The sequence below is a fragment of the Clostridium neuense genome (genome assembly GCF_045310695.1).
GTDB lineage: Bacteria > Bacillota > Clostridia > Clostridiales > Clostridiaceae > Clostridium_S > Clostridium_S neuense.
This window is the reverse complement of record NZ_JBJIAA010000010.1, coordinates 121,029-145,697: the sequence shown is the minus strand read 5'-3', so window position 1 is coordinate 145,697 and position 24,669 is coordinate 121,029. Positions and strand designations below refer to the sequence as shown.

Annotated in this window: 28 protein-coding genes; 2 read left to right on the top strand and 26 right to left on the bottom strand. The window is 33.1% G+C overall.

Annotated elements, in window-relative coordinates:
• Window positions 1-156: 156 nt before the first annotated feature.
• Window positions 157-393: a helix-turn-helix domain-containing protein gene (locus tag ACJDT4_RS13405; RefSeq protein ID WP_406788077.1), complete on the bottom strand. Its 237-nt coding sequence runs from the start codon at window positions 391-393 to the stop codon at window positions 157-159.
• Window positions 394-657: 264 nt separating this feature from the next.
• Between ACJDT4_RS13405 and ACJDT4_RS13400 the strand changes: the two genes are divergently transcribed.
• Together ACJDT4_RS13400 and ACJDT4_RS13395 are read left to right on the top strand one after the other, a co-directional pair.
• Window positions 658-918: a helix-turn-helix domain-containing protein gene (locus ACJDT4_RS13400; RefSeq protein WP_406788076.1), complete on the top strand. Its 261-nt coding sequence runs from the start codon at window positions 658-660 to the stop codon at window positions 916-918.
• A gap of 71 nt (window positions 919-989) precedes the next feature.
• Window positions 990-1,145, top strand: a complete 156-nt coding sequence (locus ACJDT4_RS13395; protein ID WP_406788075.1) for a hypothetical protein — start codon at window positions 990-992, stop codon at window positions 1,143-1,145.
• A gap of 6 nt (window positions 1,146-1,151) precedes the next feature.
• Here ACJDT4_RS13395 and ACJDT4_RS13390 read toward each other — a convergent pair whose 3' ends face one another.
• The 25 genes from ACJDT4_RS13390 to ACJDT4_RS13270 all read right to left on the bottom strand — a co-directional run bounded on the left by ACJDT4_RS13390 (window position 1,152) and on the right by ACJDT4_RS13270 (window position 24,637).
• Complete coding sequence (locus ACJDT4_RS13390) at window positions 1,152-1,625, bottom strand: hypothetical protein (protein WP_406788074.1); 474 nt, start codon at window positions 1,623-1,625, stop codon at window positions 1,152-1,154.
• A gap of 163 nt (window positions 1,626-1,788) precedes the next feature.
• Complete coding sequence (locus ACJDT4_RS13385) at window positions 1,789-2,370, bottom strand: hypothetical protein (RefSeq protein ID WP_406788073.1); 582 nt, start codon at window positions 2,368-2,370, stop codon at window positions 1,789-1,791.
• 53 nt (window positions 2,371-2,423) lie between these two features.
• On the bottom strand, window positions 2,424-3,428 hold the full coding sequence (locus ACJDT4_RS13380; protein ID WP_406788072.1) for a GH25 family lysozyme: 1,005 nt from the start codon (window positions 3,426-3,428) through the stop codon (window positions 2,424-2,426).
• A gap of 4 nt (window positions 3,429-3,432) precedes the next feature.
• Window positions 3,433-3,702, bottom strand: a complete 270-nt coding sequence (locus tag ACJDT4_RS13375; protein WP_406788071.1) for a hypothetical protein — start codon at window positions 3,700-3,702, stop codon at window positions 3,433-3,435.
• A 93-nt stretch (window positions 3,703-3,795) separates the two neighbouring features.
• Window positions 3,796-5,520 carry a glycosyl hydrolase family 28-related protein gene (locus ACJDT4_RS13370; RefSeq protein ID WP_406788070.1) on the bottom strand — a complete coding sequence of 575 codons (1,725 nt, stop codon included), beginning with the start codon at window positions 5,518-5,520 and terminating at the stop codon, window positions 3,796-3,798.
• Between the two features lie 17 nt (window positions 5,521-5,537).
• Window positions 5,538-7,160, bottom strand: coding sequence for a phage tail spike protein (locus ACJDT4_RS13365; protein WP_406788069.1), 1,623 nt, complete (start codon window positions 7,158-7,160; stop codon window positions 5,538-5,540).
• Window positions 7,160-7,864 (bottom strand): distal tail protein Dit, encoded by a 705-nt coding sequence (locus ACJDT4_RS13360; RefSeq protein WP_406788068.1) that lies wholly within the window; start codon window positions 7,862-7,864, stop codon window positions 7,160-7,162. The genes ACJDT4_RS13365 and ACJDT4_RS13360 overlap by 1 nt, the downstream gene beginning before the upstream one ends.
• A 3-nt stretch (window positions 7,865-7,867) precedes the next feature.
• Entirely contained in the window at window positions 7,868-10,480 is a 2,613-nt protein-coding gene (locus tag ACJDT4_RS13355) for a phage tail protein (protein ID WP_406788067.1), read from the bottom strand.
• Window positions 10,477-10,704 (bottom strand): hypothetical protein, encoded by a 228-nt coding sequence (locus tag ACJDT4_RS13350; RefSeq protein ID WP_406788066.1) that lies wholly within the window; start codon window positions 10,702-10,704, stop codon window positions 10,477-10,479. The genes ACJDT4_RS13355 and ACJDT4_RS13350 overlap by 4 nt, the downstream gene beginning before the upstream one ends.
• Before the next feature lie 86 nt (window positions 10,705-10,790).
• Window positions 10,791-11,126 carry a hypothetical protein gene (locus ACJDT4_RS13345; protein WP_406788065.1) on the bottom strand — a complete coding sequence of 112 codons (336 nt, stop codon included), beginning with the start codon at window positions 11,124-11,126 and terminating at the stop codon, window positions 10,791-10,793.
• A 45-nt stretch (window positions 11,127-11,171) separates the two neighbouring features.
• Entirely contained in the window at window positions 11,172-12,050 is an 879-nt protein-coding gene (locus ACJDT4_RS13340; RefSeq protein ID WP_406788064.1) for a SwmB domain-containing protein, read from the bottom strand.
• Between the two features lie 5 nt (window positions 12,051-12,055).
• Complete coding sequence (locus ACJDT4_RS13335; RefSeq protein WP_406788063.1) at window positions 12,056-12,349, bottom strand: hypothetical protein; 294 nt, start codon at window positions 12,347-12,349, stop codon at window positions 12,056-12,058.
• 97 nt (window positions 12,350-12,446) lie between these two features.
• Window positions 12,447-12,785: an HK97-gp10 family putative phage morphogenesis protein gene (locus ACJDT4_RS13330; RefSeq protein ID WP_406788062.1), complete on the bottom strand. Its 339-nt coding sequence runs from the start codon at window positions 12,783-12,785 to the stop codon at window positions 12,447-12,449.
• Complete coding sequence (locus tag ACJDT4_RS13325) at window positions 12,769-13,092, bottom strand: hypothetical protein (protein ID WP_406788061.1); 324 nt, start codon at window positions 13,090-13,092, stop codon at window positions 12,769-12,771. Before ACJDT4_RS13325 ends, ACJDT4_RS13330 begins: the two co-directional genes overlap by 17 nt.
• A 4-nt stretch (window positions 13,093-13,096) precedes the next feature.
• Window positions 13,097-13,408 carry a phage head-tail connector protein gene (locus ACJDT4_RS13320; protein ID WP_406788060.1) on the bottom strand — a complete coding sequence of 104 codons (312 nt, stop codon included), beginning with the start codon at window positions 13,406-13,408 and terminating at the stop codon, window positions 13,097-13,099.
• A 31-nt stretch (window positions 13,409-13,439) separates the two neighbouring features.
• Window positions 13,440-13,679, bottom strand: a complete 240-nt coding sequence (locus ACJDT4_RS13315; protein ID WP_406788059.1) for a Rho termination factor N-terminal domain-containing protein — start codon at window positions 13,677-13,679, stop codon at window positions 13,440-13,442.
• Window positions 13,679-14,602 carry a hypothetical protein gene (locus ACJDT4_RS13310; protein ID WP_406788058.1) on the bottom strand — a complete coding sequence of 308 codons (924 nt, stop codon included), beginning with the start codon at window positions 14,600-14,602 and terminating at the stop codon, window positions 13,679-13,681. The genes ACJDT4_RS13315 and ACJDT4_RS13310 overlap by 1 nt, the downstream gene beginning before the upstream one ends.
• Before the next feature lie 22 nt (window positions 14,603-14,624).
• Window positions 14,625-15,227, bottom strand: a complete 603-nt coding sequence (locus tag ACJDT4_RS13305; RefSeq protein ID WP_406788057.1) for a DUF4355 domain-containing protein — start codon at window positions 15,225-15,227, stop codon at window positions 14,625-14,627.
• A gap of 227 nt (window positions 15,228-15,454) precedes the next feature.
• On the bottom strand, window positions 15,455-16,357 hold the full coding sequence (locus ACJDT4_RS13300; RefSeq protein ID WP_406788056.1) for a minor capsid protein: 903 nt from the start codon (window positions 16,355-16,357) through the stop codon (window positions 15,455-15,457).
• Complete coding sequence (locus tag ACJDT4_RS13295) at window positions 16,320-17,753, bottom strand: phage portal protein (protein ID WP_406788055.1); 1,434 nt, start codon at window positions 17,751-17,753, stop codon at window positions 16,320-16,322. The genes ACJDT4_RS13300 and ACJDT4_RS13295 overlap by 38 nt, the downstream gene beginning before the upstream one ends.
• Window positions 17,754-17,765: 12 nt before the next feature.
• Window positions 17,766-19,505 carry a hypothetical protein gene (locus tag ACJDT4_RS13290; RefSeq protein ID WP_406788054.1) on the bottom strand — a complete coding sequence of 580 codons (1,740 nt, stop codon included), beginning with the start codon at window positions 19,503-19,505 and terminating at the stop codon, window positions 17,766-17,768.
• A 282-nt stretch (window positions 19,506-19,787) separates the two neighbouring features.
• Entirely contained in the window at window positions 19,788-20,201 is a 414-nt protein-coding gene (locus ACJDT4_RS13285; RefSeq protein ID WP_406788053.1) for a helix-turn-helix domain-containing protein, read from the bottom strand.
• Between the two features lie 169 nt (window positions 20,202-20,370).
• Window positions 20,371-20,811: a hypothetical protein gene (locus ACJDT4_RS13280; RefSeq protein WP_406788052.1), complete on the bottom strand. Its 441-nt coding sequence runs from the start codon at window positions 20,809-20,811 to the stop codon at window positions 20,371-20,373.
• A 577-nt stretch (window positions 20,812-21,388) separates the two neighbouring features.
• Window positions 21,389-21,784, bottom strand: a complete 396-nt coding sequence (locus ACJDT4_RS13275; protein WP_406788051.1) for a hypothetical protein — start codon at window positions 21,782-21,784, stop codon at window positions 21,389-21,391.
• 291 nt (window positions 21,785-22,075) lie between these two features.
• On the bottom strand, window positions 22,076-24,637 hold the full coding sequence (locus ACJDT4_RS13270; protein ID WP_406788050.1) for a CHC2 zinc finger domain-containing protein: 2,562 nt from the start codon (window positions 24,635-24,637) through the stop codon (window positions 22,076-22,078).
• Window positions 24,638-24,669 lie beyond the last annotated feature (32 nt).

Below are 24,669 nucleotides of genomic sequence, written 5' to 3'. Positions count from 1 at the left end.
TTGAACCCACCTTCTCAACGTATTGGTAACAGTTATTTTTTAGCAATTGGATTATACCTATATTTTTAAAAACAATCAATTATGATAGTATGTAATATCATTACCATATAGTAACATATTCAGTAGTGAATATCAATATGTATGTCAAAGTGGGTGTCAAATAAATATGTCTGACACCTTCATTTTTAAAGCTTTACATATTTTAATAGCATATGATAATTTTACTTTTGAAAAATTAAAATCTAATAAAAATATCAATTTCAATATACTAATATTTGTTTTTTTTGATAGTTCTTCTAAGCTAATATTTTCTATGTGCATTTTATTTTTTATATTATTTTTTATTGTTTTGGAATTTGCTTTTTTATTATTTTTTATTAATACATTTGTCATATTTACATCCCCCGTGTGATAGTTTTCCAGTAGCAAAGTCGAACACATGTTCTGTTTTTAATTGTAGTACCATACCATAATTTTGTCAATCCATATTATTGCATTGATAGACCGTAGTAAAAGTTGCAACTTCCTATATTTAAATAATACTACATCTAAATATAACTGACAGTTATATTTACGACAAAATTCCATGTTTTGTGTGTAGAAAATTGTCGCAATTTAATATATCATTTTAAATATACAAATGAGGAGGGATTAAAATTGGAGGTATACATATTATTAATAAAGGAATATAGAATACTTAGAGGCATGACACAAAAGGAATTAGCACGAAAAGCACAGTTAAGACAAGCCTATATAAGTGAACTGGAGTGTGGTCGCCCAAAGGTAAAAAGCCCTACGTTAAGGGTAGCATTTAGAATTGCTAGAGCGTTAGATATTTGCCCACATATGCTGATAAGATATGACTTAGGATGTGACTATAATTGTTTTAATACCTGTGACAAAAATTTTTTTAAATAGCATGACGTCATGGCGTCATGACGGTATGATGTTAGGATGGCATTTTGTAGAATGTCTATGAGGTGCTAATTATGAATGAAAAGACTACAGTATATATAGAACCAAAATTAAAAGAAGATGTTCAGGTGTTACTTATAAAAGAATTTGATAAAAAAAGTTTATCTGCATTATTAAATGAACTTTTAGCAAAATGGTATAATGAACAAAAGAAAAAGGAGCAGCGTTAACGCTCCTTATTTCCTCTTACCTGCTTTCCAACTATGTCCACAACTAAGGCAGGTAATTATTACCTTATCTTTTCCAATGCCTCCAGCCAAAGCCCCAACAGGTCCAGCAATTAAATCTCCAGCAATAGCCTTTCCAACACTTACTCCTTTTTTGTCTGCTGTTATTTGAGTTGAACCACATTTAGGGCACCTAATTGGTTCCTGAGCTTTTCTTTCTTTTTCTTCTTGCTTCTGCTTTTCAAACTCAGCTGATTCAGCAAAAGCCTTCTTTACACTTCCCCAAAAACTTTTTTTAGGTTTAGGATCATCTTCCACAACAACGCATTCATTTATTCCAGTTATCTTATCATATTCAGTTTTACATTTTGGACACTTAGGTTTAATATTACATTCTTTGCCCATAACATTTACTTTATCATTCATTATATAGCAATTATCTTCTTCTCTTAAAATTAGATTCTTAGCAGTATCATTATCCATTTTTATGATCTTCCCGCACTTTTCACATTGAATCTGAATATATTTTTCATTTTTAAATATCAGCTTCACATCAATTCATCCCCTTATATGTATATTTTGGTTTAATTGTAGCAAAATTAGGTAAAAAAATAAAGCCTAGGGCATTATACCCTAGGCTCTAAAACTATTTTGTTTGTGCAATTATATTTGCAAGTTTTTCGTTAACAGATTGGTTTTCTGCTGCAAGCTTATTGTTAGTATTTGTAAGACTATCAACTTGACTTTGAAGAGCTGCGACTTTTGTATTAATAAGATCATCTATCTTTTTATTTATCTCATCAATTGTCTTGTCCGACAAAACTGTATTTTCAACAATTCCATTAGCAATCAATTTTACATTGTCATCAACCTTTACACCATGAAGCTGTAACTGCGCATAAATATAATCTAATGCTGCTGCTTTTCTTTTAGAACCATCTGGATCATCTTTTATCTGCTGAGATAATAACATTTGTTCTGCATATCTAACACCTTGCAATGCTAGTTTTTCAAATGCATCTGCTGACTGCAATATTTCTCGTGTTTTTCCAGTAGTAAGAGTTTCCGCTGCTTCCGTGTAAGTTTTTGCTGTGGTAACTGCTGATTTTATTTCTTCGAGTATATTTAAAATGTTTATCCCCTTATGACTTAAATAAGCAATTACAAAAATTGCAACCACCATAGCTCCTGAAATTCCTATAACCATAAATAAAGTATTATTTGACATTTTTTCATTCCTCCAATAAATTTATTTTTATAATAAAAGGGCTATAGAAAAATCTACAGTCCTAATAGTGCTTTCCAAGTATTGTGTCCGACAATTCCATCGGCATATAGTCCATGTGAACGCTGAAAATTAAATATCGCTTGTCTTGTTTGTTTTCCAAACGTTCCATCTGCATTAATCCCTAGTTGCTGCTGAACCCATTTTGTAATGTTCCCTTGGCTCCCATAATGGAGTGTAGGGCAAGCCGCTAAAGTTCTTTTACCTGGGATATTATCAACTTTAAGATTACCAAACCCTTGTCTATTCAATTCGCTTTGCAATGTTGAAATAGATGCATCTGTACTTGACTGTGTAACTGCATTACTTGTATTATTATTCACTTGCTGAGGCGCTTGACCAGTAAAAACGCTGTCGTTAAAATAATCCATATCAAGGTTACCGCTGGCACTGTTCAGCCTTCCAGTTTCACTGTACTGCCATGAGACAATATTAGAAAATTGGGTGGGTTGTTTACTATAATTAGCTAGCCATACAGGAACATTTAGTATATTCCCCGCTAAGTTTTCATAATAAAATGATTGACAACAATATATTCCTATTTTGTAACCTCTGGTTTGAACATAGCTTATAAATCTATTAGCAAAATCTATAGCCTCTTGTTTGCCCCATGTTTTAAGACTATAATCCTCTAAGTCTAGCCATAAACAAATATCAAAAGTTTGACCTTTTATTGTGTCTAAAAAATGTTGAGCTTCTGCCTCCGGAGTATGTCCATAAAGCCCACCTGCAAAATGATAAGCTCCAAATTTAAGACCTGCATCTCTTACATGATTACATCTATAATTAAATGAGCTGTCTGTGTAATCTATGCCTTGCGTGGCTTTTGCTACTACAATATCTATTCCTTGGCTTTTTATCGTGCTGTAGTCTGAAATATCATTTCCAGAATAAATATCAATACCTCGATAAGTTGTGGCCTGTGCCCTATTTGCAGGAATAAAAAAGGCAGTAGATAAAACTACTGCTGTTAGCAAAGCTATTATTTTATTTTTTAACATTCTATTACTTCCCTTCTTCTAAAGTGTCAATTCTGTGGTGAGCACTTTTAGCCGACTCCTCAACCTTTGCCACTTTCTCAATTAGACCTTCTATTTTATTATCCTGTGCTTTAATATCTATGCGGATATCGTCAACTCCTCTCTGAATATAATCAATTTTAGTGCTTATATTACCGTCGTGTTGTCCATTTGTCTTATAATAAGTAGTAATAGTAAAAAAGCTTACTACTACACCGAGTAAAGAGCATATAACACCTATTGTCACATTGTCCATCTTGCACCTCCAATTTTAAATATAAAAAAGAGTTTTTAGGTTTGTCCTAAAAACTCTTTTAGTTCGTATTTTATTTCTATTGTAAATTTAATTTTATAGAAAACTACATTCTATTGAAACCCATGAAGGTGTCCATGTTACCCCCGCTGCGGTAGGTTTAACAACTTCTACGTCACCATTATCGTATATTTTTACAGTACAAACAGAAGTACTACCATCAGCATTGGCACAAATAGCAGGAAGATAATGCGTAAATGATGTATGAAAGCCATTTGGTAATGTAAATATAATTGTAGAATTAGTTATATTAGTAACAAGTCCTCGCAAATGGATTGTCTTTTCTATTCTTGCATAGGCAATATCAAAACCACTATAAACAGTAGCATTGTTTTTTAATGTCGGGATAAACCATAAATTTTCATCAGAAGTTCTTACAATTAAATTATTTGCTTCAACTATTGCTAAGTTTTGATTTGTAACCCCCACATTTCCTGTAACATGATGTATAAAAATGCTCCCCCATAAGTAATTATTAGGATCGTTTATTATAGTAGTTCCATTTTCTATATCTATAACTCCACCATAAATATAAGCTTTTCCTATTGCATTTATAGCAGTATCCGTACTTTGAAAAAGTAATTTACCATAATGTATAGCGTGATAACCCGCAGTAATTTGTAACCCAATACTACAATATTGTGCGAAAACATTATCTAAATCAGCATGTTCACTATGTTGTATAGCAACCGTATAACCTAATATATATACATTTCTTACTCGCACTAATGCATAATTTTGAAGTGTTGGTAAATCTAATGCTATTCCATTTCCTCTTACTATTTGTGTAGTTTTTACATCTAAATCAAAAACTACATTTTGAATTATAACATTTGCTATGTGTTGTAATTCAAGTGCATTTAAAGTAGAGTTATTAATTTGTCTTATAACTAAATTTTTTGCAACGAATGTAATATCACTCCATAACGTCTTATGTCCCGCAATAATGCTTGGTAATCCTCCACTTCCTTGTACAGTTGAATATAAAATTGCTCCGCTATGTGTTGGTGGCGTTCCATTACCTTCTGGTTCTGGATATGCCGTTGCGGGTATGTTTACTCCTATTAATTCTATTGTTATTGGATTATCATTTATTGCGTCTACTAATGGTAATTTAATAATAGAATTATAATTGTCAGCATCCTGTAAAGAACCATTTAGTAAATATATTCCTTTTGGGAAAAATAATTTGCCTCCGCCATTAGATGCTAAATAATTTATAGCAGCTTGAAGTGCTTGTGTATCATCAGTTATCCCATCACCTTTTAATGAAACTAACGGTGATGGTAAATTCTTAACATTTAAAGTCACAATATCTGCCAATTGCGAATTAACATTAGCAATTTGGCTATCCTTATCTTGTAGATTTGCAAGCAAACTGTCTTTGCCTTGTCTTGCTGCTGCTAACTCTGCATTTGCATCTATATGCTGCATTTGAGAAAATGCTGTCTCCCTTGCTGCCTCTGCTGTAATCCTGTTATTTTCTGCTGTCTGCCTTGCAGTTTCATTTTGCTGCCTAGTAGTTTCAGCTGTCTGTCTTGCCTGTTCCGCTGTAACTCTAGCTGTTTCAGCATCAGAATGTGCTTTCTCTTCTGCGGTTATATCTTCTTTAAATTGGTCATTATCTGCGCTTAAATCTGCCTCATACTGATTTACCTCTGTTGCTATTGCATCTATACCATTTGCAATATTGTCCCGTACGTCTCTTGCCTTAGCTGCTGTCTTTATTGGCGCTGTGTACTGACTTACATCTATTGCCATATCAAACACTTCCCTTCTTATTGAATATCTGTTACTATTCCTTTCGTAACTGTTATTGTTTTTCCGTCTTGACTTGTAAAAGTACCATCTTTTGCGTTTTGAAAATAATTATCATACCACCAGTTATTGCTATCATTTACCCTGTTGTTAACATAGGATGTATCAGCCACAACCCTGTTTCCATCTTCTCCAAAGTAAAGATTAGCTGCTGTTATTTCTATATTAGATGTATCCATTCCCTCTATAATTGCTGCCTTTTCAAACTTAATTTGTTTTACATCTCCTACCACTCCCGTATAATATCCAATTTCCATAACCTTTTTATCTCCATGGTAAACTGCGAATGAATCTTTTACTTTCATATCATTAAATGTACAGTCGTTCCCATTAACATTTCCCTCTTCATCAAAATAAAGAACTTTTACATTGTCAGATTTTCTCGACATTTCAAATGTATCGCCGCTTAATAAGGTTATATTTTTATCTCCTGCAACTCTTATGCCAAAGGAATCCCCTACTTGTACACCTCTATGTGTTGAATCATTGCTTAGACTACTATTTTGAATACCAGAAACAATGTCTTGCATAGTTTGTGGAATATTCGAAAGTGTAAGTTTAGGGTTATATTCTTTGGTTAAATCTACATCACACACAACTATTTTTACAACCGTATCTATAGCCATTACGGAGTTAATAATATGCAAGCTCATGCCCTTCATAAACTCATTAGCTTTAATTCCAGTTAGTTTACTAAGGTCAAGAGCATCTATCTGCAAAGTAATTAGTGGTTGTGTGTAGTTGCTTATATCCGCTGTAGCTGTACTTTTTAATGTAGTTGCATCTGTTATATCTGAATAACTTATAGTTTTCTCTATGACACCATATAGACCTTTAGCGGTTAAGTCCTCTATATAATCAACCCCACCATTTACACCAGAGATGTCCAAGTTATTAGCCCCTAAAGGAATTATCCTTGTTGCTAACTGGCTTATATCTTTGGACTTAATTAATTCTTTCATATTTTCGCCAAGTCTTACATCCGCGGTATTAGAGCTTAAACTCTGCAAACAATCTAAATATAAGACTCCGTTAGTTTCCCTAATCCTAAGATGATACTCTTTAACATTTTTTAAAATATTTAGTATAGCATTAAGGACTGGCTCAAAATTGCATCCATAGGCTATATTATTTAGAGTTACATCCACATTTCCTAACTGTATCTGCTTATCTGTTTCAACAGCATTGTTGTGCATAGCAAGTAACTTTGTCAAAGCTCCTCGCAAATTATCTCCTAGTATTGCAGTAGTTCGTGAATTGCTATCGAGTAAATAAGCTAATGCACTTTCACATGGAACACTTTTATAAAATCCACCAGTGCCCATGCTTTCTGTTGGGTTCAATATTCTACCTACAAACCTAATAGAATTGTCGGACACATCAATTATCTTTATCTTGGTTTTATAATCCTGCAGCAAGTTATAGCCTGGATTATTTATGGGTATAGAAAAAGAGAAGGAATCAACGTCGTTATCCTTCTCTACTAAATCCATCTTATCCAAATGCGGAGCTTCTTTTTCTGCTGTTGGATAATGTATTATTGTTTCTACATCATTGTTAAATATGCTTATTTTATACGCCACTACAACATCTCCCATCTGAATAATATTTTTACTGTACCATTACCACTAAAAACTAAGTCATTTTTACCGTTCCGGAGCTTCAAGCCCCAGAGTTTATTGTCACCTTGCACTAAATTATAAGTTTGATTATTAAACGTGACTGTCATGGCACTAGAGCAGTTTATAACTGGTGCTTTAAGTCTCCCATTGTTGTACATAGTTATTGTTGTGGAACCGCTTATATTGAACTCGTTTGTATCCTGCATGTAGTCAGTAAGAAAGTTAATATCATCCCATAAGTCGTCACCCATATAAGAAGTACTGTACTTGAATGGCTCACACACAAAGTTTATACTTAATTCTCCGTTGTCCACAAACTCGTCCCATGAAGGAGCCTCTTGAACCTCAGCAAGAAAATAAAAGTCGGGCATAAAATCAAAAATCAATTGACTTTGTCCGACATCTACAAGCCACTCTAGTACTTGGCTATAAACAATATAAAGTTGTTCCATGCTATAACACAAAAGAGCCAACTTTACAGTTATTATTCTAGTTCCGTAAACTTGCTCACCATTAGTGCCAACGGTAGAAAAATCATATTGCGAATTCATATAAGGCACTGTATCAAGTATCTTAGTTTTTGCGGGAGGATTTATTTTTTTCTCTTCTAATACTAAACCGAAATCATTATAAGAATGCTTTCCATTAAAAGTTATTCCATTCACTTTTTATCTCCTCCCTAAATTCAATCTGCTATTACTTAACTGCATAGTACCTTGTAACTGGTTTATATCATCAATTAACCACTCAGCTATAATCTTAGCGTTTTGTAAAACTAACTGTAATATAATTGGTTGCTTTGATGTACTATCTTTAGAATTATTAACATTTTTATCACTAGATTCGTTGGTATTACTAGCACTTGCTGATATATTTGCTGCAGCATCAATTTTCATATTACCTGCGAGCTCTTTGATTTTGTCAGTAACTTTGAATTTATTACTATCAATTCCATTTGCTAACCCTGTCATAAAGTCCGGCATCCAAGTTTCATAGTCAGTTAGCGGCCCTTCATCTGGCACACTGAAATGAAGTATTGATCTTATTTTATCAGCCACACCACTTACAGCACTTCCCACATCTCCAATCTTATTTTTAATTCCATTTATAAGACCATTTATAAAATCTTTACCCCAAGTAACCGCTTTGTTCGGTAAACTTGTTATAAAGTTTATAGCCCCATTAAAGCCATTTTGTACAACGCTTGTAATTGTACCTAGTACGCTAGAAATACCGCTCTTAAGACTATTAAACATGCTAGAACCAGCATTATACAAACGTCCTGGCAAGCTTTCAAACCATGACAATAATCCATTCCATATTGATTTTGCTGTATCTACTACGCTTGTTACAATAGAAATAACTGCATCTTTTAAGCCATTCCATGCGGACGACGCAACTGACTTAATTCCTTCCCATAGACTAGATAAGAATTCTTTAAGCCCATTCCACAAGCTCTCTGTTATGGATTTAATACTATTCCATATAGTTGTAATAGTATCTCTGATTAAATCTAATGTAGTAATAAATATTACTTTAATGGCTAACCATACAGTTTGAAAATCATCTTTAATGTTGTTCCATATTGCTTGTGCATCTGATTTTAGTTTATTAAAGTTTCCAGTAACTAAATCTAAAATTAAAAGTATAGTTCCAAGAAATATATTTTTAATTGCATCCCATACAGCCTTAAACATAGCTTGAAAATCACCAAAAATGATTTTTACATCTGATATCATGCCGCCAAATGTCGTATTTACAAAAGTTACTATTGCATTTACAACTGTATTAAATGTATTTTGTATAGTATTCCATGTGCTTGTAAAAAAGCTTGCTATAGCTGTAAATATAGTTGTTATAGTATTTTTAATTCCATTAATAAAGCCTGTTATTGAACTTACTATTGCATTCCATACATTACTAGTTGTGGTTTTAACACTATTCCACGCACCTTCTATAGATGTTTTGATGCCATTAAATGTTGTTTTTATGCTATTCCATAAGCCAATAAAGAATGTTTTTACTTGTGTCCAATGTGTTATTACTTCATATGCTATTGCCGCCAAAAGAGTTATACCAATTCCAATAGCAAGAGCCATAGGATTAAGTCCGAAAAGAACCTTCATTATCGTGTTAGCTCCTGCACCCGCTTCTCTTAACGTCTTAAATCCATTAACTAAATCCTTAGCAGCTCCGACCATTTTCATCATATCACTTGCAATACCAGCTATTTTCATAACTGCAAATGCTCCAGCAACTCCAGCAATAGCAGCTCTAACAACTTCTCCATGTTGGGCCAACCAATCAAAAACTCCCTTTATAATATTAAGTCCATTCTTAGCCAAATCTGTTAATTGCTTTCCTAAGTTTCCGGATGATCCACTAAGTTTAGGGAATACATTCTCGGCTATTTTTATAACGTCCTGAATAATGCTTTCAAATGTTGGCATTAAAGCATTTATTGCATTCCCTATAAAGTTTGTTACATTTCCAATAACAGCCTGTATCTGTGGCATATGGTTATTTATCGTGGTTACCAAAGTAGTTAATGGTGGTAGTAACTTAGATACTATACCAACGCCAACGCCTGTAAGTTGGTTTCTTAAAATAGTAAGCTGTCCTGCGAATGTTTTTCCTGCTGCCTCTGCACTTCCTCCAAATTCTTTCTGGAGTTCCTGGAGAATTATTTTTTGTGCTCCAGCTACATTCCCAGCTTCAACCATGCTTTTTATTTGTTCTTTTTGCTGGGCATTAAACGTTACTCCAACTCTGCTAAGCGCGGTAACTCCTTTTATAGGATCATTGAGAGCTTTACCGAGTTGGATAGCTGAGCTCTTCGTATCTTGTCCGAGAGCTTGCGACATATCGTTAACGGACTTAAGAGCATCAGGAAAAACCTTTTGCCCTATGTTAGTAAAAGTTAGCAAAAGATTTTCTGTGGCCATGTTAGTTCCCTTGGAGAATGTGGTCACTTTGCTTTGCGCATCAGCAAGGGCTACAAGCTGATTTTTGGTCATTCCAGAAGCATCACCAGTGCTTTTAAGCACTGCTTCCATCTGCGCCATAGTTTGTTGCCCAGCACTTGCCTTATCAAACAAGCTTTTAAATCCCATAGTCACACCGACTACAGCTCCTAGTTTTAAAAGTGCACTTCCTACTTTACTAAATGCACCATCTAAAGTTAAACCTGTCTTGCTTCCAGCTCCTTCGATTTCTTCAAGCTTTTGCTTTGTGTTATTGTCTTTTAGGAGGATTTCTCCGACCAAACTAAATAAGGTCATTTATTATTACCTCCCTTCTTCCAAGCTTCAATAATCTTTTCAGATTGTGTGATTATTTCTTCTTTAGTTTTAGTTGACTTTTTAGGTTCTTCAACTTTCTTCAAAATGCTATTCTTAAAGTCATTAAAACTAATAAAACTGTCTTTATCCATCCATGGATATTTTGCAAGCCACATATCCCATAGAATAGAATCATTTTGTTTTTCGTTTGCCTTTTTAAGCATTTCAAAACCATCCTCAAAACCTAAATGCATTATAAAATCAATATTGTTGTATTGACTAAGTAAAAGGTCATAGCACCCAACCTCTCCTATTTCTTCAAGCTGAGCGCTGTAGAAAAAACTTTCTTCATATCCTCATTTGTGAAAAGCTCTTTAACTGTGTCTACAACTTCTGTAATTCCCATCTTTTTTACTTCTTCAACTTTTTTCTCAGTCAAGCTGCTAAAAAGAGTGTAAATTTCTTTTTCAGCACTAGATATATTCTCAACTACAAGTAAAGCAATATCTATTCCTAGGCTCTCGGCATTATTTTCTCCTGGTGTTTTTTTAGCATCTTTAATGCATTCTTTTATTTCTTTTCTGATATTCATTTTTTTTAACATTTTAGTAATTGTAAAAGTATCCTCAAGATTTAAATTTCTCATTCAAATTCCTCCTAAAAACAAAAAGCACCCTTTCGAGTGCTTAAATTAATTATTTGTTACATTAATTGCTGTAAATGTATCTAACGCAGTACCAACCGCCGACTGTACTTGTTTGCTTGCATCTGTAGGCTTTGTATAAGCTATTGTAACCGCCTGTCCTGTAGTTGGCGCTGTAGTTGGTGTAAGTTCTATTGTCTTTGTGTCCGTTCCTCTTGCAGCCGCTGTAACAACATTAGCTGAGCCAGCTACCATAAGCGTAAAACCGTCTTTTGGAACCGTAGCAGCTACAGTGTCGGTCATTGTAAGAATTATTTTTCCGCTAGAAACCGCTGCATTAACCAAATTGAATGGCTCTTTAGGATAATAAATAGCATAAGGTAAATCTTGTGGTTTCGTTGGATCTGCGTGAGCTGTAAAAGTAACTGGAAGTGTAATATCCTTAGAATCTTCTGTTTTTAGCTGCAATCCATCAAGGCTAAGGGCATTATATAGAAATATTATTACAGGTTTTCCACTACCGCTAATAGTCCCCACCCAAGCAATATTATCTATATAGTCACTTTCATCTATTTTGCTTTTACCCTTAATTATGTGGTAATTACTATCACTCGTACTATCTATTGTTGCGACAAGCGCATCCGCAATTATTTCCGGTGTAGCCTCTATAAAATTACATTTTAAAGTAGTTTCCACGCTATCCACACGTTCCATGCCCTTAACATTCGCTGCTTTTATACCATCAATCTTAATAGCGCTTATTTTTTGTTTAACTTGAAATTCATTTCCGCCTGATGTGGCTCCAATTAAAGCCTGTGTTGGTAATCCTAAATTTTTATATAATGAACCAGCATCCAGCAACAAATGTTCCATAGTTTTTTCATTAAATCCTGTCGTCTGCAATCCATCTGTATTTATATCAGACATTCGTATCATCCTTTCTCATAAAGTTTTATTAAAAATCTAAGCTCTCTTCTCTGGATATTTACATCCGGATCAGGGAGCTTTAATCTAAATGGATTATCTTTATAAATTTGTACTAACATATTTTCTGTTTTAATTATCCTGGTATTCTTGCCTTGTAAAATTGCCGTTATAAGGTTATCTGTAATAGTTTCTATTTCTTCAACCTGTCCACTTTTATCATTCCATACATCAATAACAAGCTGATTAAGGTCGCTATACTCATTGTTTTGGGTCACATTAGGGAAAGTTAAATTCTGCATAAGGATATACTTTTTCTTCACCTATAGGGTAATGCTCTGCATAAGAGTTAACTACAGGATTTATAATTTCAAATATCACATCATACAAATTTAACATCTATTTACCTCCCATGTTTACACTTATTTTCTGTCCTGCTATTTCTTCAAGCTTACTTATATTCTCCATTGCCGCTGGTTCCAAGAACGGTTGAGCTTTGTTGTGACTCGTACCTTTTTCAACATAAATAGCATATGGCGCATCTGGTGTAACACCTATATCAACACCGTTGTTGTCCTCATGAACCTCGAAAGTTATAGACCTTCTCATATTACCTGTTAACACTGTAGCTCTTGTCTGTGCTTCAGCAGTAATAAAATTTCCTATAGTATTGCAAATATCACCCTTAGCTTTTTCTAGTGCATTTAAAACTTCCGGAATATTACTCTTGAATTCCAAGTGCAAATACCTCCATATATCCATCATCCCAAGGTATCGACTTTACCTCATAAGTTTCGGTTGTCCCTTGCTTATTAACATATTTAAGAAGAGTACCTATTTTTATCGATGGCTCAAAATTATCGATAAAAAACCGCTTATTAACTTCGATATCATAACCATAATTCTTAAGAAGTAGCTCTCTACTATAAGGCTGCATATCACATTCAATATCTTTTATAGGCTCATCTTCCCCAGGTACCCAACCTCGACTGGTGTTATGTCCTTCACCTTTTACGTAAATACTTACAATAAAATCTTGCTTCACACTATCACCCCATCATACGGGCATATGGTACCGGAAGAAGATTTTTAACATTATCACTCAAGCTGTTTTCATAAGTTCCGCTTCTGCTACCTTGGGAATATTGTTTTGTTGCTTCATTTCCCTTACGATCAAATTGCTCCATTACATACGCTATACAAGCGTCTTGATATGTGTTTTCTATATCTATACCGTTATTACTGCCTAAATTTAAATAGTTTCCTATAAGGGTTACAGCACGTCTAATATAAATGTTGATTTTGCCATCATGAGAATTATCTTGCCATCCTTTTAATTCTTTCACATCATCTATGACCATAAAATCGCCTCCAAGTAAAAAAAGAGAATGACTACTTTTTATCATTCTCTTTAAGAGCTGCAATAAGATCATCTTTATTCATAGTAGAATATTTTTCAATATTCTTTTCCTTTGCTAAAGCTTTAAGTGCATCAACTGTCATATCGCTATAGTCTGTTTCAACTTCTCCAACTTCTCCAATCTCTTCAAAACCTTGGCTTTTAAAGCTATCCTTTTGGTCATCTGGAACTATTTTCACAACATTTAACTTTTTCATTCTAACCATATCCATTAGCTTAATGCCTCCTTAATGTTAACAAATAAGCCATCATACTTATTGTCTGGAATCCAAAGGTCATGATACTTTCTATAGTCCATCTTATATCCGTCTGCGTCCTGTACTACGTCTGGAGTAAATATTTTCATATTGTCAGTTTTAGAAACCGCTATAGGAACATTCTGTGCTGAAATTATCCAGTTAATATTTTTAGCGGATGCATCTGGAGCAAAACCACCTTGTGTTTGTCCTGTAGTTCTTCCATCTCTAAATACATAAGCTGTCTTAAGTCTTGCACTTGGTACTGGAATTATTGGACATTCATCTATCATAGACACTTTAGTATTGTATTGGCCACTAACAAAATCAGTTACTGTAAGCTGCTTAGTTATTTCAGTCGACTCTTCAAGAATGTTTTTTGTTAATCTTGACATTGTTACAATTAAAGGAATATCTCCTACTATATCCTGTACAGTTGCTATATCTGCCTTTAACTTAGAAAGTATATCATTAACTGCTGGAGTATATCCACCACTCGCCTTACTCTTAGATATGGCCAAAGACGCTATTCTTGAATACCTGTAAGCATCAACTTCTGGGATAACATATAGCTTTTGAAATTGTGACATTACACTTGACGCATTAACTACGAAATTGCTTTCATTAACATCCATAGAGTCAAGTACGAACTGTTTACCTCTATCCATTAACATAGTCATTGTTTCATAATCAAGTGAAACTGTTCCTCCTGGATAGCCGTCAGTTCTGGAATAGTCTCCAAGTCCATCCATATTCATTTTAGGAATCTTTATTTCCTTTCCTCCATTATAAATAACTTCTCCAGCATTTGCTTCCATCCATCCTGAAGTACTTTGTTGTATCATCTGCGTATCTAATGCTGTCATAAACAAAGTTGCATAATTAATTGCGTTTGCCATTTTCTATCATCCTCTTTTCTTATTATTGTTTAATCCCAAATATTGAATTTATTTGAGACTTTGTAGCTTCTTCGGTTGGTTGCCCACCTTGTCCGCCTGGTTTATAGGTACCACCTTTTAAGATTTCTGTTTTAATAGCTTCATCATGTTTGGAAAATACAGTTTCTAAAGTTTTCAAATTTGCTTTTGTTGTATCTTCGTCAGCTCCAACAAAATAATCAATGAGCTCGGTCGGTAGTTTCTTTTCCTGTGCTACTTTCAAAGCCTTATTTGTAAGTTCTTTTCGTGCAGCATCTTTTTGCATTTGTTCAAGTTTCTTTTCCATTTCTGCAAGTTTAGTATCCTTTGGATCAGCTTCTGGATATCTCTTTTTAATTTCTGCATCAATTTCTTTTTGCAAATTGTTAGTTTTCCAAGTCTCTAAAGACTTAGTTGAATGTTTATCTTTTTCAGAATCCATAAAGCTTTTAAAGGTTGGATCACTTTCTAATTTAGATTTAAAAGCATCTAAAGTTAAACTACTATTTACAAGTGCCTTACCTAAATCACTTTTAGATATTGTTTCATCAATGTCAGCATCATCACTTAATGTCTCAATTAATTTTGTTAATTCACTTTTTTTCATAATATTTTTACCTCCTGTGCCCTCTTAACTCTTATGAACTAAGAACGCAATTAAATTTTTATAAAATAAAAAAGCCTTAATTTCTTAAGACTTTTGGTTAAGCTTTTCAAGAGCTTTTCTGTATTTACTTTGCAAATCCTTTATAACTTTTTTATAGTAAATAGTGTCATGTATTAAAAAATACAGAAAAATAATATTTAATAACACAGATATAATTAAGAATATTTTCACTCATCATCACCAATTCCTTTATCCTTTAACCAATTATTATAATCAGTATAGTCTATAACTTCCTTACTGTCATTATCCTTTCTTACACTCGGTTGCCAATCATCAAAGGGTACATTTATTAAAACACATCTACAGTTAGGATGGTTTTCAGGTGGTACTACTTTGTCAGGATCATCTACGTCAAATAGGTGACCATCAAGAGCAGCACACTCTTCACTTGTTTTATTATCCAATGTAGCTGAATATATCTGTTTTTTTACTCCTGTAGAAGCTGCTATATCATCTATTGCCTGCGACTGTACTCTTGCATTTTCAGTATTAACCAACCTTTGTGCATTATAAGCATTAACATTAAATATTTCTTGTATATCTTTTCCTATAGCATCAATAGTTGTATCGCTATTCATTGCATCAATAATACTTTGTTTAAGTTTATCTGCAACGTCAGCGGTATTGTCCCAAATTCTTTTAGAAAATATTTCTCCATCTATAGGATTGTTTACAGCTGCATTAATGTATTCATCTTTCAGAATATCAAATTTAAGGTCCACTTTTAAACCACTATCCATTACATAAGCATTTTTATAATACGTGTCACTATAATTATGCTTAAGAATATTAGTCACATTATCAACCTGCGTTTGTCCCATGTCCTTAGCCATAGCCTTTAATGTACTATCAACATCACCTATTATGCTTTTCCGTTGCTGCAGCGTCAGTTTATTTAGAAGTCCCTCCACAGCGTACTTTATATACATTAAACCTATAAATTTGTGAAGTTCGGTCAAATGGTCTTTCTGATTTTTGTAGGTAGTTTGCATTTGCTGATCTGCGTAATTATCAGCATCAATTTTTATTTGTTCAATTGCTGCCCGATACTCCGGATTGACCTTCGCCATTTGCTCCACCTCCTGCATTGTTCAATAAATCAGCTCCAACCTTATTAGGTTCGTTTTCCTTTTTAAGCTCTGCTATTTCGTTATCCACATTATCCACAAATGAAAGTTGAGAAAGTCCAGTCTTGAGTGAAAGCTTTCCATTAAGTTGGCTAATGATCTGGGACATCATTAAATCATCTGTTGGTATATTAGGAGTAATCTTGATGTCTATATCCTTCCAATCATAATTTTTACTCTGCTTTATCTGAAGGTATATGAAAAGAAACTGTAATCTTGTCTTAATGGCATCTGTAAGAGCTTGTATATTATTGGTACACTTTTCTTCAAGACCTATAAGCCTATTTCTAAGGGCTAAGGAGCTTGTATTACTTACTAACTTTTCATTGTTATTAATGTGTGAAGCTAACTGGTACATCTTATCCTCTAATGTATTAAGAGTGTTTTGCACAAAGCTATCGTTTATCTCTTTAATCAACCATTTAACATCTGCACCATTACCAGGTAAATTCATAATTCCAAGCTTTCTCATTTTGTCAAGGTCTGTTTCTCCGTTTGCATCCTTTGTTGTATCGTCAAGTTTACAACCTTTAAAGGCAAGGTAAGCATTTCTAAAATCCGATATTTCATTTACAACATCACTTAAATTTGTTTCGTAGCCATCTTGGAGCCCTTTAAGCATAGAGAATAAACTTTCATCTATAGTACCAATTTGAACAACGGAAACTGGAACTTGACCAAATACATTCGCATCAGCGTTATTACTTATAGATCCTATTCCGGTTATGTCATCAAAAAGAATAGTATCATTGTTGTTTCCCTCTATTTGACTACTGACAGCAGAATCAATAATCGGTGTAAATACATCACCAATAACAGTATAGTGTGTAATATTAGTGGTTGTATAAACATCAGCGTAAAGTGTTGCTGTAGTATCAAATTGCTTTGTCCAAAATCTTATAAAGAGTATTATGTTATCATAACTATCTCTTAATACATAGCTGTCTAATGGCGTACAAATTAAACTATTAAACATACCATTACTATCAATATAATAAAGCTCATAAGCCTCATTATAGATTAAAGACTGCTTACACAACTCCTTGTTATGTTTTTCCTTCCAATGTCTAAAATTAAACCTTATATTCTCAATTACATCTGTATTATCAGAATGGCTTGAATAAGTAACCTTGTTACCACAGCAATAACTAGCTTCTTCATTAATAAATTTCTGAATAAAATTACAACGTACTTTCGTATTAGCGCGTTTAGTAATCATCTGATATTTTTCAAGGGCATCCGTATGACCATCATAATATCTTTTCATTGTAAAATACTCATTCTTATGCATATCAAAATCTTGTTTACATTTTTTAAGTAACTCTAATCCTACTGGCAATATTCTCACCTCCTACAATCCTAATCTTCTACGGTCAAACAATTGAACTTTTTGAATGACTTTTATATTTTCAATCCTATTTGCAAACTCTGCCGTTATATCTGGCGCATCATCATGAACACTAAACTTTTGCCCCCTGAAATCAAGAATCTGATCTGTAAATTCCTTATCTTCTTCAGCAAAAATTATTTGACCTTTGTTCATGTAAGGAATGATAGTTGAAATTTTATCATCCTTATTTTTTTTCTGCATTTCATTTATAATTTCAAGGTTCCTAATACTTAAAACCGGATCTACTTTGATTTTATTTTCAAGCAGGTTTGCATCCGCACCATTAAAGGTGTTTTTTTCAATATATATATGAGTAATATCCGGATATTCTTTCAAAAGCTCCATGGCATGACTTATATATTTATCAAAGTCAGTTCTTGCATTTATTTTTGCAAGTTCAGCCTTACGGGCATACTTTAAATTATTTTCACCTTCGGAACCAATTAAATAAGCGCTATAATCGGACTTTCCATTATCCGTACTTGCTGGGTCCATGCACAACATTGTTTTTATAAAGCTATGTGTTTCAATTTCTTCTCTTGTTTCCGTTGCAACTGTCTTGAACCACTTACTACCAATACTATCAACATCACCCTGAACCTCTTGCTTGAAACTACTTGGATTTTCATAGTAGCTAAGAGCCATGTCAAGGCAGTCCCAAAATTCAGCCCACAATAAAGGAAACTGCATTTCCTTCTCGTGACTATAATAAAATTCTTTGGCATCCTCAAGATGAGTTTCATTCTTAAAATCAAAAAGGATGTTTTTGAATTGTTCCCATAGACCACTGTTGAAATATGTGTCTATATCATCAATCAAAACACCCTTTTCCTTTTTAAATTTCCATGTAGGTTGTTTAAGAAGTCTGCTGTAAAAACATTCTTTATGTTGTAAAGTTCCAAGAGCTATAAGTGTGGTACCTTTTTTTATTACTATACCAGCTCTTTTGACTGCTTTCTGAACTGCATACTTAACGTCATCACTAAACCTTTTCCATTTCTTTTCTCGTGCGTCCTCTGTTCGCACGTCATCTTCAGATTGATAATCGTCTAAGAGAATTAAGTCTGGTCTACAGTTCCCATATTTACGTCCACGCATTGGAGAACTGGAGGAAATAGCTTCTATAAATGTCTTATTGGTAAACTCTAATTGAGTTGAGTTACATACATATCGCTTATCTCTATCATCAAGGAGCTTCCCAAAAGCTTTTTCAATATATTTGTTTTCTAAGAAAGTGTTCTTAATATCCTTGATGAACTTCTCAGCAGTACTTCCTATATCACTACAAATCAAAGTGTATTTCTTTATCCCATATGCATGACACCAACATGCAGCTGAATAAGTTCCAAAGATAGACTTTCCCGTACCTCTCGGAAGTATTCTCCCTATCTGACTTGATCCATCGCCTATTATACTTTCCTGAATGTCTTCCCAAATTTCATGGTGAACTTTTGCTAGCGGTGCTGCCGTATTATTTTCTTTTGGTAGAAAAGTGTCCTGAAGAAAATACATACAAAAAAACTCTACTGACATTTTTCCTAGTTGCCAAGCGAGTCCATGGTATCCGTAAAGATTAGAACTATGTTTTAGAATCATATTGGTTGCTGCATCTTCGCTGAAGCCTACTTTCTGCAAGTGTGTAAAAAGCAAGTAATTGTTTTGTTCATCCTCTGTTTTAAACTCTGGTATTTCTTCACTCACATAGTCCACCTCCTTGACTTTTAAAATTTATGTGGAAAATCTGTAGCCCCTCACGGGGCATCCGCGACCTCCGCGATTTAGAATGTACCCGGCTTTATGCAACTTAAAAATTCTAATTTCGTCAAATAAAATTTTATCGAAATAAGAAAATTGCTTATAAATGGCACTGTTAAGCCATTCTTACTCATATGCAACTTATATCAATTAGTTTTATGCATAAAGTTTTTAATATTTATACAGTTTTAAAGTAGTTATACATTGTTTATGCAATAGTTTATACATTTACTTATACTTAACTTTAAACTTCTTTAACTCTGCTTCAAGTTCCAATACATCAGTACCATTACTATTATCATCTTGTGTACTATCGCCTATAGAGGCAGTAGGCACACCCATAACTCTATTGAGTAAGTATTGATTAGCAGCCAAACAAACTCTTTTATCGCTCTTGTCGTTTGCTAGAACCTTTATATTATCTATATATATAGCCATATCCTTCATTATTAAGCGGTTACCTTGGCGTGATAACTCTTGCTTGCGCTTGTCAAGCTCAGCCTTAACAATATCCTTATTCATCCAACTATATATAGTGTTTCGTGTTACTTTTAATTGCTTTGCTATATCTGTTATATTTAAGCCCTCTATAAGGAGCGACACCAACGTACTTTCTTTAGTGGTTAATATATCGTCCTTCATTCACTACCTCCCTTCTAGCGCTTAGCACACTACACATTTTTTAATATAAAAAAGACACCCAGGAATTAAATCTCCTAAGGTATCTTTTAAACTTTCTATGATATTATTATATAACACTTTAACACTAAGAAAATGTTAGCTTACAGTTTTAAAACAGCTCTTAAACAGTTTAATAACTGTAAATCAACTCTGCTAATTTATTTATTATTTCACATCTCTTTTTACAACAATAATCCTTGTCCATATTTATCTCTTTTCCTATTGCAATCCATGTTTTTTTAGGTTGAGTAAAATATCTTAATTCTACTAATTTATAAGACTCACCTGTTAAACTCTTCAATGCATTATCTATTTTCCTTTTTAAATTAAGATTATATTCTTTAACTCCTTCAAGTTGCTTTATTAATTTTTCTTTTTTTACAACTTCATTTTCTACAGAGCTATTGAATTTGAATGTAGGGCTTGATTTTTCTTCATAGCTTATTCCAGTTATTCCAGTGTAATCATTTTTTAAATTTTCTATATCTATCTCAATATTTTTTATCTTAATCTCTAAATTTTTATAATTATATAGAGCATATTCAGTTTTTTTAAATATATTTTCTTTCATCTTATCACCTTGCTTTAATTTTTATGTTCAATTTCTTTGATTTTATCCTCAAAATTCTTCTTTTTTACACTTAATTTCGGTAATTCAGTCCAATTTTTATTCAAAACTGCTTGTTTTTCTTCTTTTTCCATTTGATTTAGTTATTGCTTGTAAAGCCTTATATTATCTATATCCATAGCAATTTTGCTCCTTTTAGTGTAACGTTTTTTGTAACGTTTGTAACATTGCAGTGTTACAGCTACAAGCCTTATATACCAATGCTTTCATAGATTTTTTTATGTGTAACGTTTTTTGAAAAATACATAGTATATATACATATATGTGATATTATATTTACTCATGTGTAATATATATATTAATATATTATGTTACAATAATATATTAATATATAATATATACCGTAAAGCCTTGTGTGGGGCGGTTTTTGAGGTGTAACATTTTTGTAACATTGCCTGCTTTTTTACGTTACAAATCGCCTTTTTATGTTACACTTTTCGCTTACGCCACCCTTTAAGCCGCTATTTTGAAGACTTTACGTACTTTCTAAAAAATGTTACAAATTCATATTGTATTTAAATTACAACTTAAACCTACAAAGATAATCACACTTTTTACTATGTCTCGATTGGCTAACAATAAATTCAATTTCTATTGCTGCTTCACAGTAACCACGTTTATACTCATCCTTTCTCCCTGTCCAACCTTGAACGTATTGAAGATTAGTCCATATATATTCTTGTAAAATATAATTACATAACCAATTCATATTAACCCAAAGGTTTTTATCATATTCTATATTGTCCAACACTTTTATATTATTCAAATTAACAACATCGCCAATAAAATTGTCCGACACTTTAGCAATAACTTTCTCTAGTTTGTCAGTAAAATTTTTACCTTCCTGCTCTGAAACAAATTTAAATAAATTTTCATCAATTCGTGCCGCTATTTTTACAGTAGATATTTTAATCACCTTCTTTACTTTACCTTATATTTAAATTTGCTTTAATATTTTGGTATGTTATAATATCTTTAATGTGTATTGTACTCGATTCCTGATTGCGAATGCTGGTGCACTCGATTTCTGTGATAAGATAAAAGTCTTTGACAAATTGATTATACCAATTTCATCATATGCACTATTATTTATCATTGCTTGTTTTTTAGAAGGAGTTGATAATATGGTTGCTTGTTTATTCGTTAACTTTATAACTACTTTTATCACAGGAATCAGAGATCGGGTAGAGTACACATTTATTCAATTCTAGCCAAACGGAATAACATTATCTTCATTTGTAACATCAACGAGATCCGGCGGAGCTATTGCATCAACTTTAAGTTTTCTTAGCTTTTCCATATTATAGGTATCAAATCTAATAATCTTACCGTCAACCCTTATGAGCTTGTTTGCTGTTCCTGTCAAATATCCAGACTTTGTTGCTTGCTTTTTAAAATCCCTGTTTTCTAAAATATGCATATTCAATCCTGTATTTTTCATATACACTCTTATCTGATTCAGCATTTCAGAAGTTTTTATAAATACTCCATCAACCCTATGGACAACAACGCTCATGCCTTCGCATCTTCCATCATCTATCATGTCATTGTAGATTGTTAACATTTGTTCTACTATAGAATGAGCTTCTTCGCCGCCTTCTAGTACTTCCAATTTTATATTTTTAATCACATGATCCATGTACCCTGTAATTGTCTTAATTTTATATTTTTTAAGAAGCAAATTAAGAATTTCCATGCCTACACATATATTAATGGCAGTATTAAGGGGGCGGTCTTTTAAATCTTGAATGTTTTCTGAGACTTTATTTCTTATTTGAATGTACTTATCAGTTGATAAATTCAATATTATTTCAATTAAACTTTTACCTAATTTATTTAATAAATTTTCATTTTCCATAAGCCATTTTATCTCTTTGCCGCTCTCTGGAGTTCTTTCATTCTTGGATGTATATATTATGCAGCTTCTGTCCATAAGAGCCTTTTCGTTATTGTAATAACCTTCTTCTCCGGCGATAATCACAGGGCGCCCTAAATAAAAGTTTTTAGATTTCAAAGACTTATCTCCTCTTGCAACAGTAGAGCCATCATATAAATTTCTTAACACCTCGGAAACTTTGGATATTTTATATCTGTCCCATCTTGAAGGTTTATGCTCTTCATAGATCATGCTGTAATTACCATCACTAAGGTCTTTTATCAAACTGAAATTCGTAGCCAAACCTAATGATTTAATTTCATTGGTGGCATAATTTAATATTGGAGCTATTACGTTCTCCAATATGGTACTTTTACCGCTGCCACTCTCTCCGACAATTAGCAAGTGATGTAATTTGATTTTTGCAGCTCTACATTGTGCCACTGCTAAATTATTTATAATAGTACCTATAATAGAAATTGTTTTTTCTGCGGATGCGAACCTAAAAAGATGCTTTTTAATTTCTTTTAGCTCCGCAGTTGTTAACTTTTCTATTTCCATTACATCAACATTATTACGTCCATCACTTTTAATGTTTTGATAAATTTTATCTTTTCCTACAGCTCCATCATTGGTTATAAAAAATACCTGGTTGTCCTTTTCTTTAAATTGAACCCCATTGTAAACTTCTTCTATTTCCAAAGCGAAAAATTTATTTATCCAAGTTTTTAAATCTGTTAAATCGTCCACCCTACCTTTAAAGGCTAAATCTAGGGTGCCGAGGAAATTTTTAAAACTCTTAACATCATCAAATACTGTAGAAGGACCTTGGCGGCTAATTGTCTCACCTGTAGTGGATTTAAAAACTAATTTAACACCCTCTTGATCTTCATCCACAAACCTAACTCTAGTCGCTTCAATCAATTTAAAATCAGTTAGGTATTTCTTTTTGTAAGTTATTTCATCATCCTTTTCTTTTGGAATCTGCTTATAAATCCCTCTGTTATCCTGCTGCAACTCAAATTTACTTTTTAAATCCAAACTTCTATTAAATGCATTAAATAAATCTTTCTTAGTATGTCCGGCATCTAACCAGTCGGTAATGTCTTTGTTGTCTCCTAAACTTTTTATGCCTGGAAGATTTATAAATTTAAACTCTTGAGAGCTTTTATAAAGTTCTTTGTAAATATGCCACTTGTATTGCTCCCCCGCTTCCCCAGTATCACTACATACGTAAATTCTTGCATCTTCTAAGACAGAAATATTTTTACAACCCTTAATGCTTGTCGCAACATAATCGCTATTTTTAAGCTGTGAGTTGAGCGTGTTGGCATCTTTTTCACCTTCGCATATAATTATTACTTTTTTATCTTTAATACCTTCTATGACCTTGTACAGATTGTATGGAAGTTCGTCACAACCACGTTTATTAATTACCTTGTCACCCTCTATGTGATAGTAAGAGAGCTCTTTTTTACCATCAGCGTTCTTAAATTTTGCTTTAAAATAAGCAATCTCACCCTTATCTTTCACAAAATTAAATATTCCTAGGAGCTGCTGTCCTTTTCTGAATTTGGTTAGCTCCCATTCAATATAACCTTTGACTTTTTCTCTTAATTCCTCCTGGGGGCTTTTTTTTACTGAGAGCCCTAAATATTCTCTTGCCTTTATATAATCAATTTTCTTAAGCTCCATAATGAAGTCAAGAGCGTCGCCCTGCTTATCACACCCCCAACATTTAAATTTTTCTTTGTTTTTATCTGGGAAAAACTTAACTGATAGGGAAGGTGTTTTTTCGTTATGAAAAGGGCACTTAATGTACCCTTGTTTATTAAAATGTTGCCCTGTTTCTCTTTCTATGAGCGTTTTTAAATCTATGTCTTGAAGTTCCACCTTCTCACCTCTTTTCTAAAGTAAAATTTAAT

Bases quoted from the DNA above. Each gene is read 5' to 3' on its own strand.
- ACJDT4_RS13355 (WP_406788067.1), bottom strand. From the start codon at position 10,480: ATGACCTTATTTAGTTTGGTCGGAGAAATCCTCCTAAAAGACAATAAC.
- ACJDT4_RS13370 (WP_406788070.1), bottom strand. From the start codon at position 5,520: ATGGCAATAGATGTAAGTCAGTACACAGCGCCAATAAAGACAGCAGCT.
- ACJDT4_RS13350 (WP_406788066.1), bottom strand. From the start codon at position 10,704: ATGCTTAAAAAGGCAAACGAAAAACAAAATGATTCTATTCTATGGGAT.
- ACJDT4_RS13300 (WP_406788056.1), bottom strand. From the start codon at position 16,357: ATGGCGAAGGTCAATCCGGAGTATCGGGCAGCAATTGAACAAATAAAA.
- ACJDT4_RS13285 (WP_406788053.1), bottom strand. From the start codon at position 20,201: ATGAAGGACGATATATTAACCACTAAAGAAAGTACGTTGGTGTCGCTC.
- ACJDT4_RS13380 (WP_406788072.1), bottom strand. From the start codon at position 3,428: ATGTTAAAAAATAAAATAATAGCTTTGCTAACAGCAGTAGTTTTATCT.
- ACJDT4_RS13385 (WP_406788073.1), bottom strand. From the start codon at position 2,370: ATGTCAAATAATACTTTATTTATGGTTATAGGAATTTCAGGAGCTATG.
- ACJDT4_RS13310 (WP_406788058.1), bottom strand. From the start codon at position 14,602: ATGGCAAACGCAATTAATTATGCAACTTTGTTTATGACAGCATTAGAT.
- ACJDT4_RS13280 (WP_406788052.1), bottom strand. From the start codon at position 20,811: ATGAAAGAAAATATATTTAAAAAAACTGAATATGCTCTATATAATTAT.
- ACJDT4_RS13390 (WP_406788074.1), bottom strand. From the start codon at position 1,625: ATGGATAATGATACTGCTAAGAATCTAATTTTAAGAGAAGAAGATAAT.
- ACJDT4_RS13405 (WP_406788077.1), bottom strand. From the start codon at position 393: ATGACAAATGTATTAATAAAAAATAATAAAAAAGCAAATTCCAAAACA.
- ACJDT4_RS13340 (WP_406788064.1), bottom strand. From the start codon at position 12,050: ATGTCTGATATAAATACAGATGGATTGCAGACGACAGGATTTAATGAA.
- ACJDT4_RS13305 (WP_406788057.1), bottom strand. From the start codon at position 15,227: ATGAAAAAAAGTGAATTAACAAAATTAATTGAGACATTAAGTGATGAT.
- ACJDT4_RS13345 (WP_406788065.1), bottom strand. From the start codon at position 11,126: ATGAGAAATTTAAATCTTGAGGATACTTTTACAATTACTAAAATGTTA.
- ACJDT4_RS13315 (WP_406788059.1), bottom strand. From the start codon at position 13,679: ATGGATATGGTTAGAATGAAAAAGTTAAATGTTGTGAAAATAGTTCCA.
- ACJDT4_RS13375 (WP_406788071.1), bottom strand. From the start codon at position 3,702: ATGGACAATGTGACAATAGGTGTTATATGCTCTTTACTCGGTGTAGTA.
- ACJDT4_RS13395 (WP_406788075.1), top strand. From the start codon at position 990: ATGAATGAAAAGACTACAGTATATATAGAACCAAAATTAAAAGAAGAT.
- ACJDT4_RS13335 (WP_406788063.1), bottom strand. From the start codon at position 12,349: ATGCAGAATTTAACTTTCCCTAATGTGACCCAAAACAATGAGTATAGC.
- ACJDT4_RS13320 (WP_406788060.1), bottom strand. From the start codon at position 13,408: ATGGTCATAGATGATGTGAAAGAATTAAAAGGATGGCAAGATAATTCT.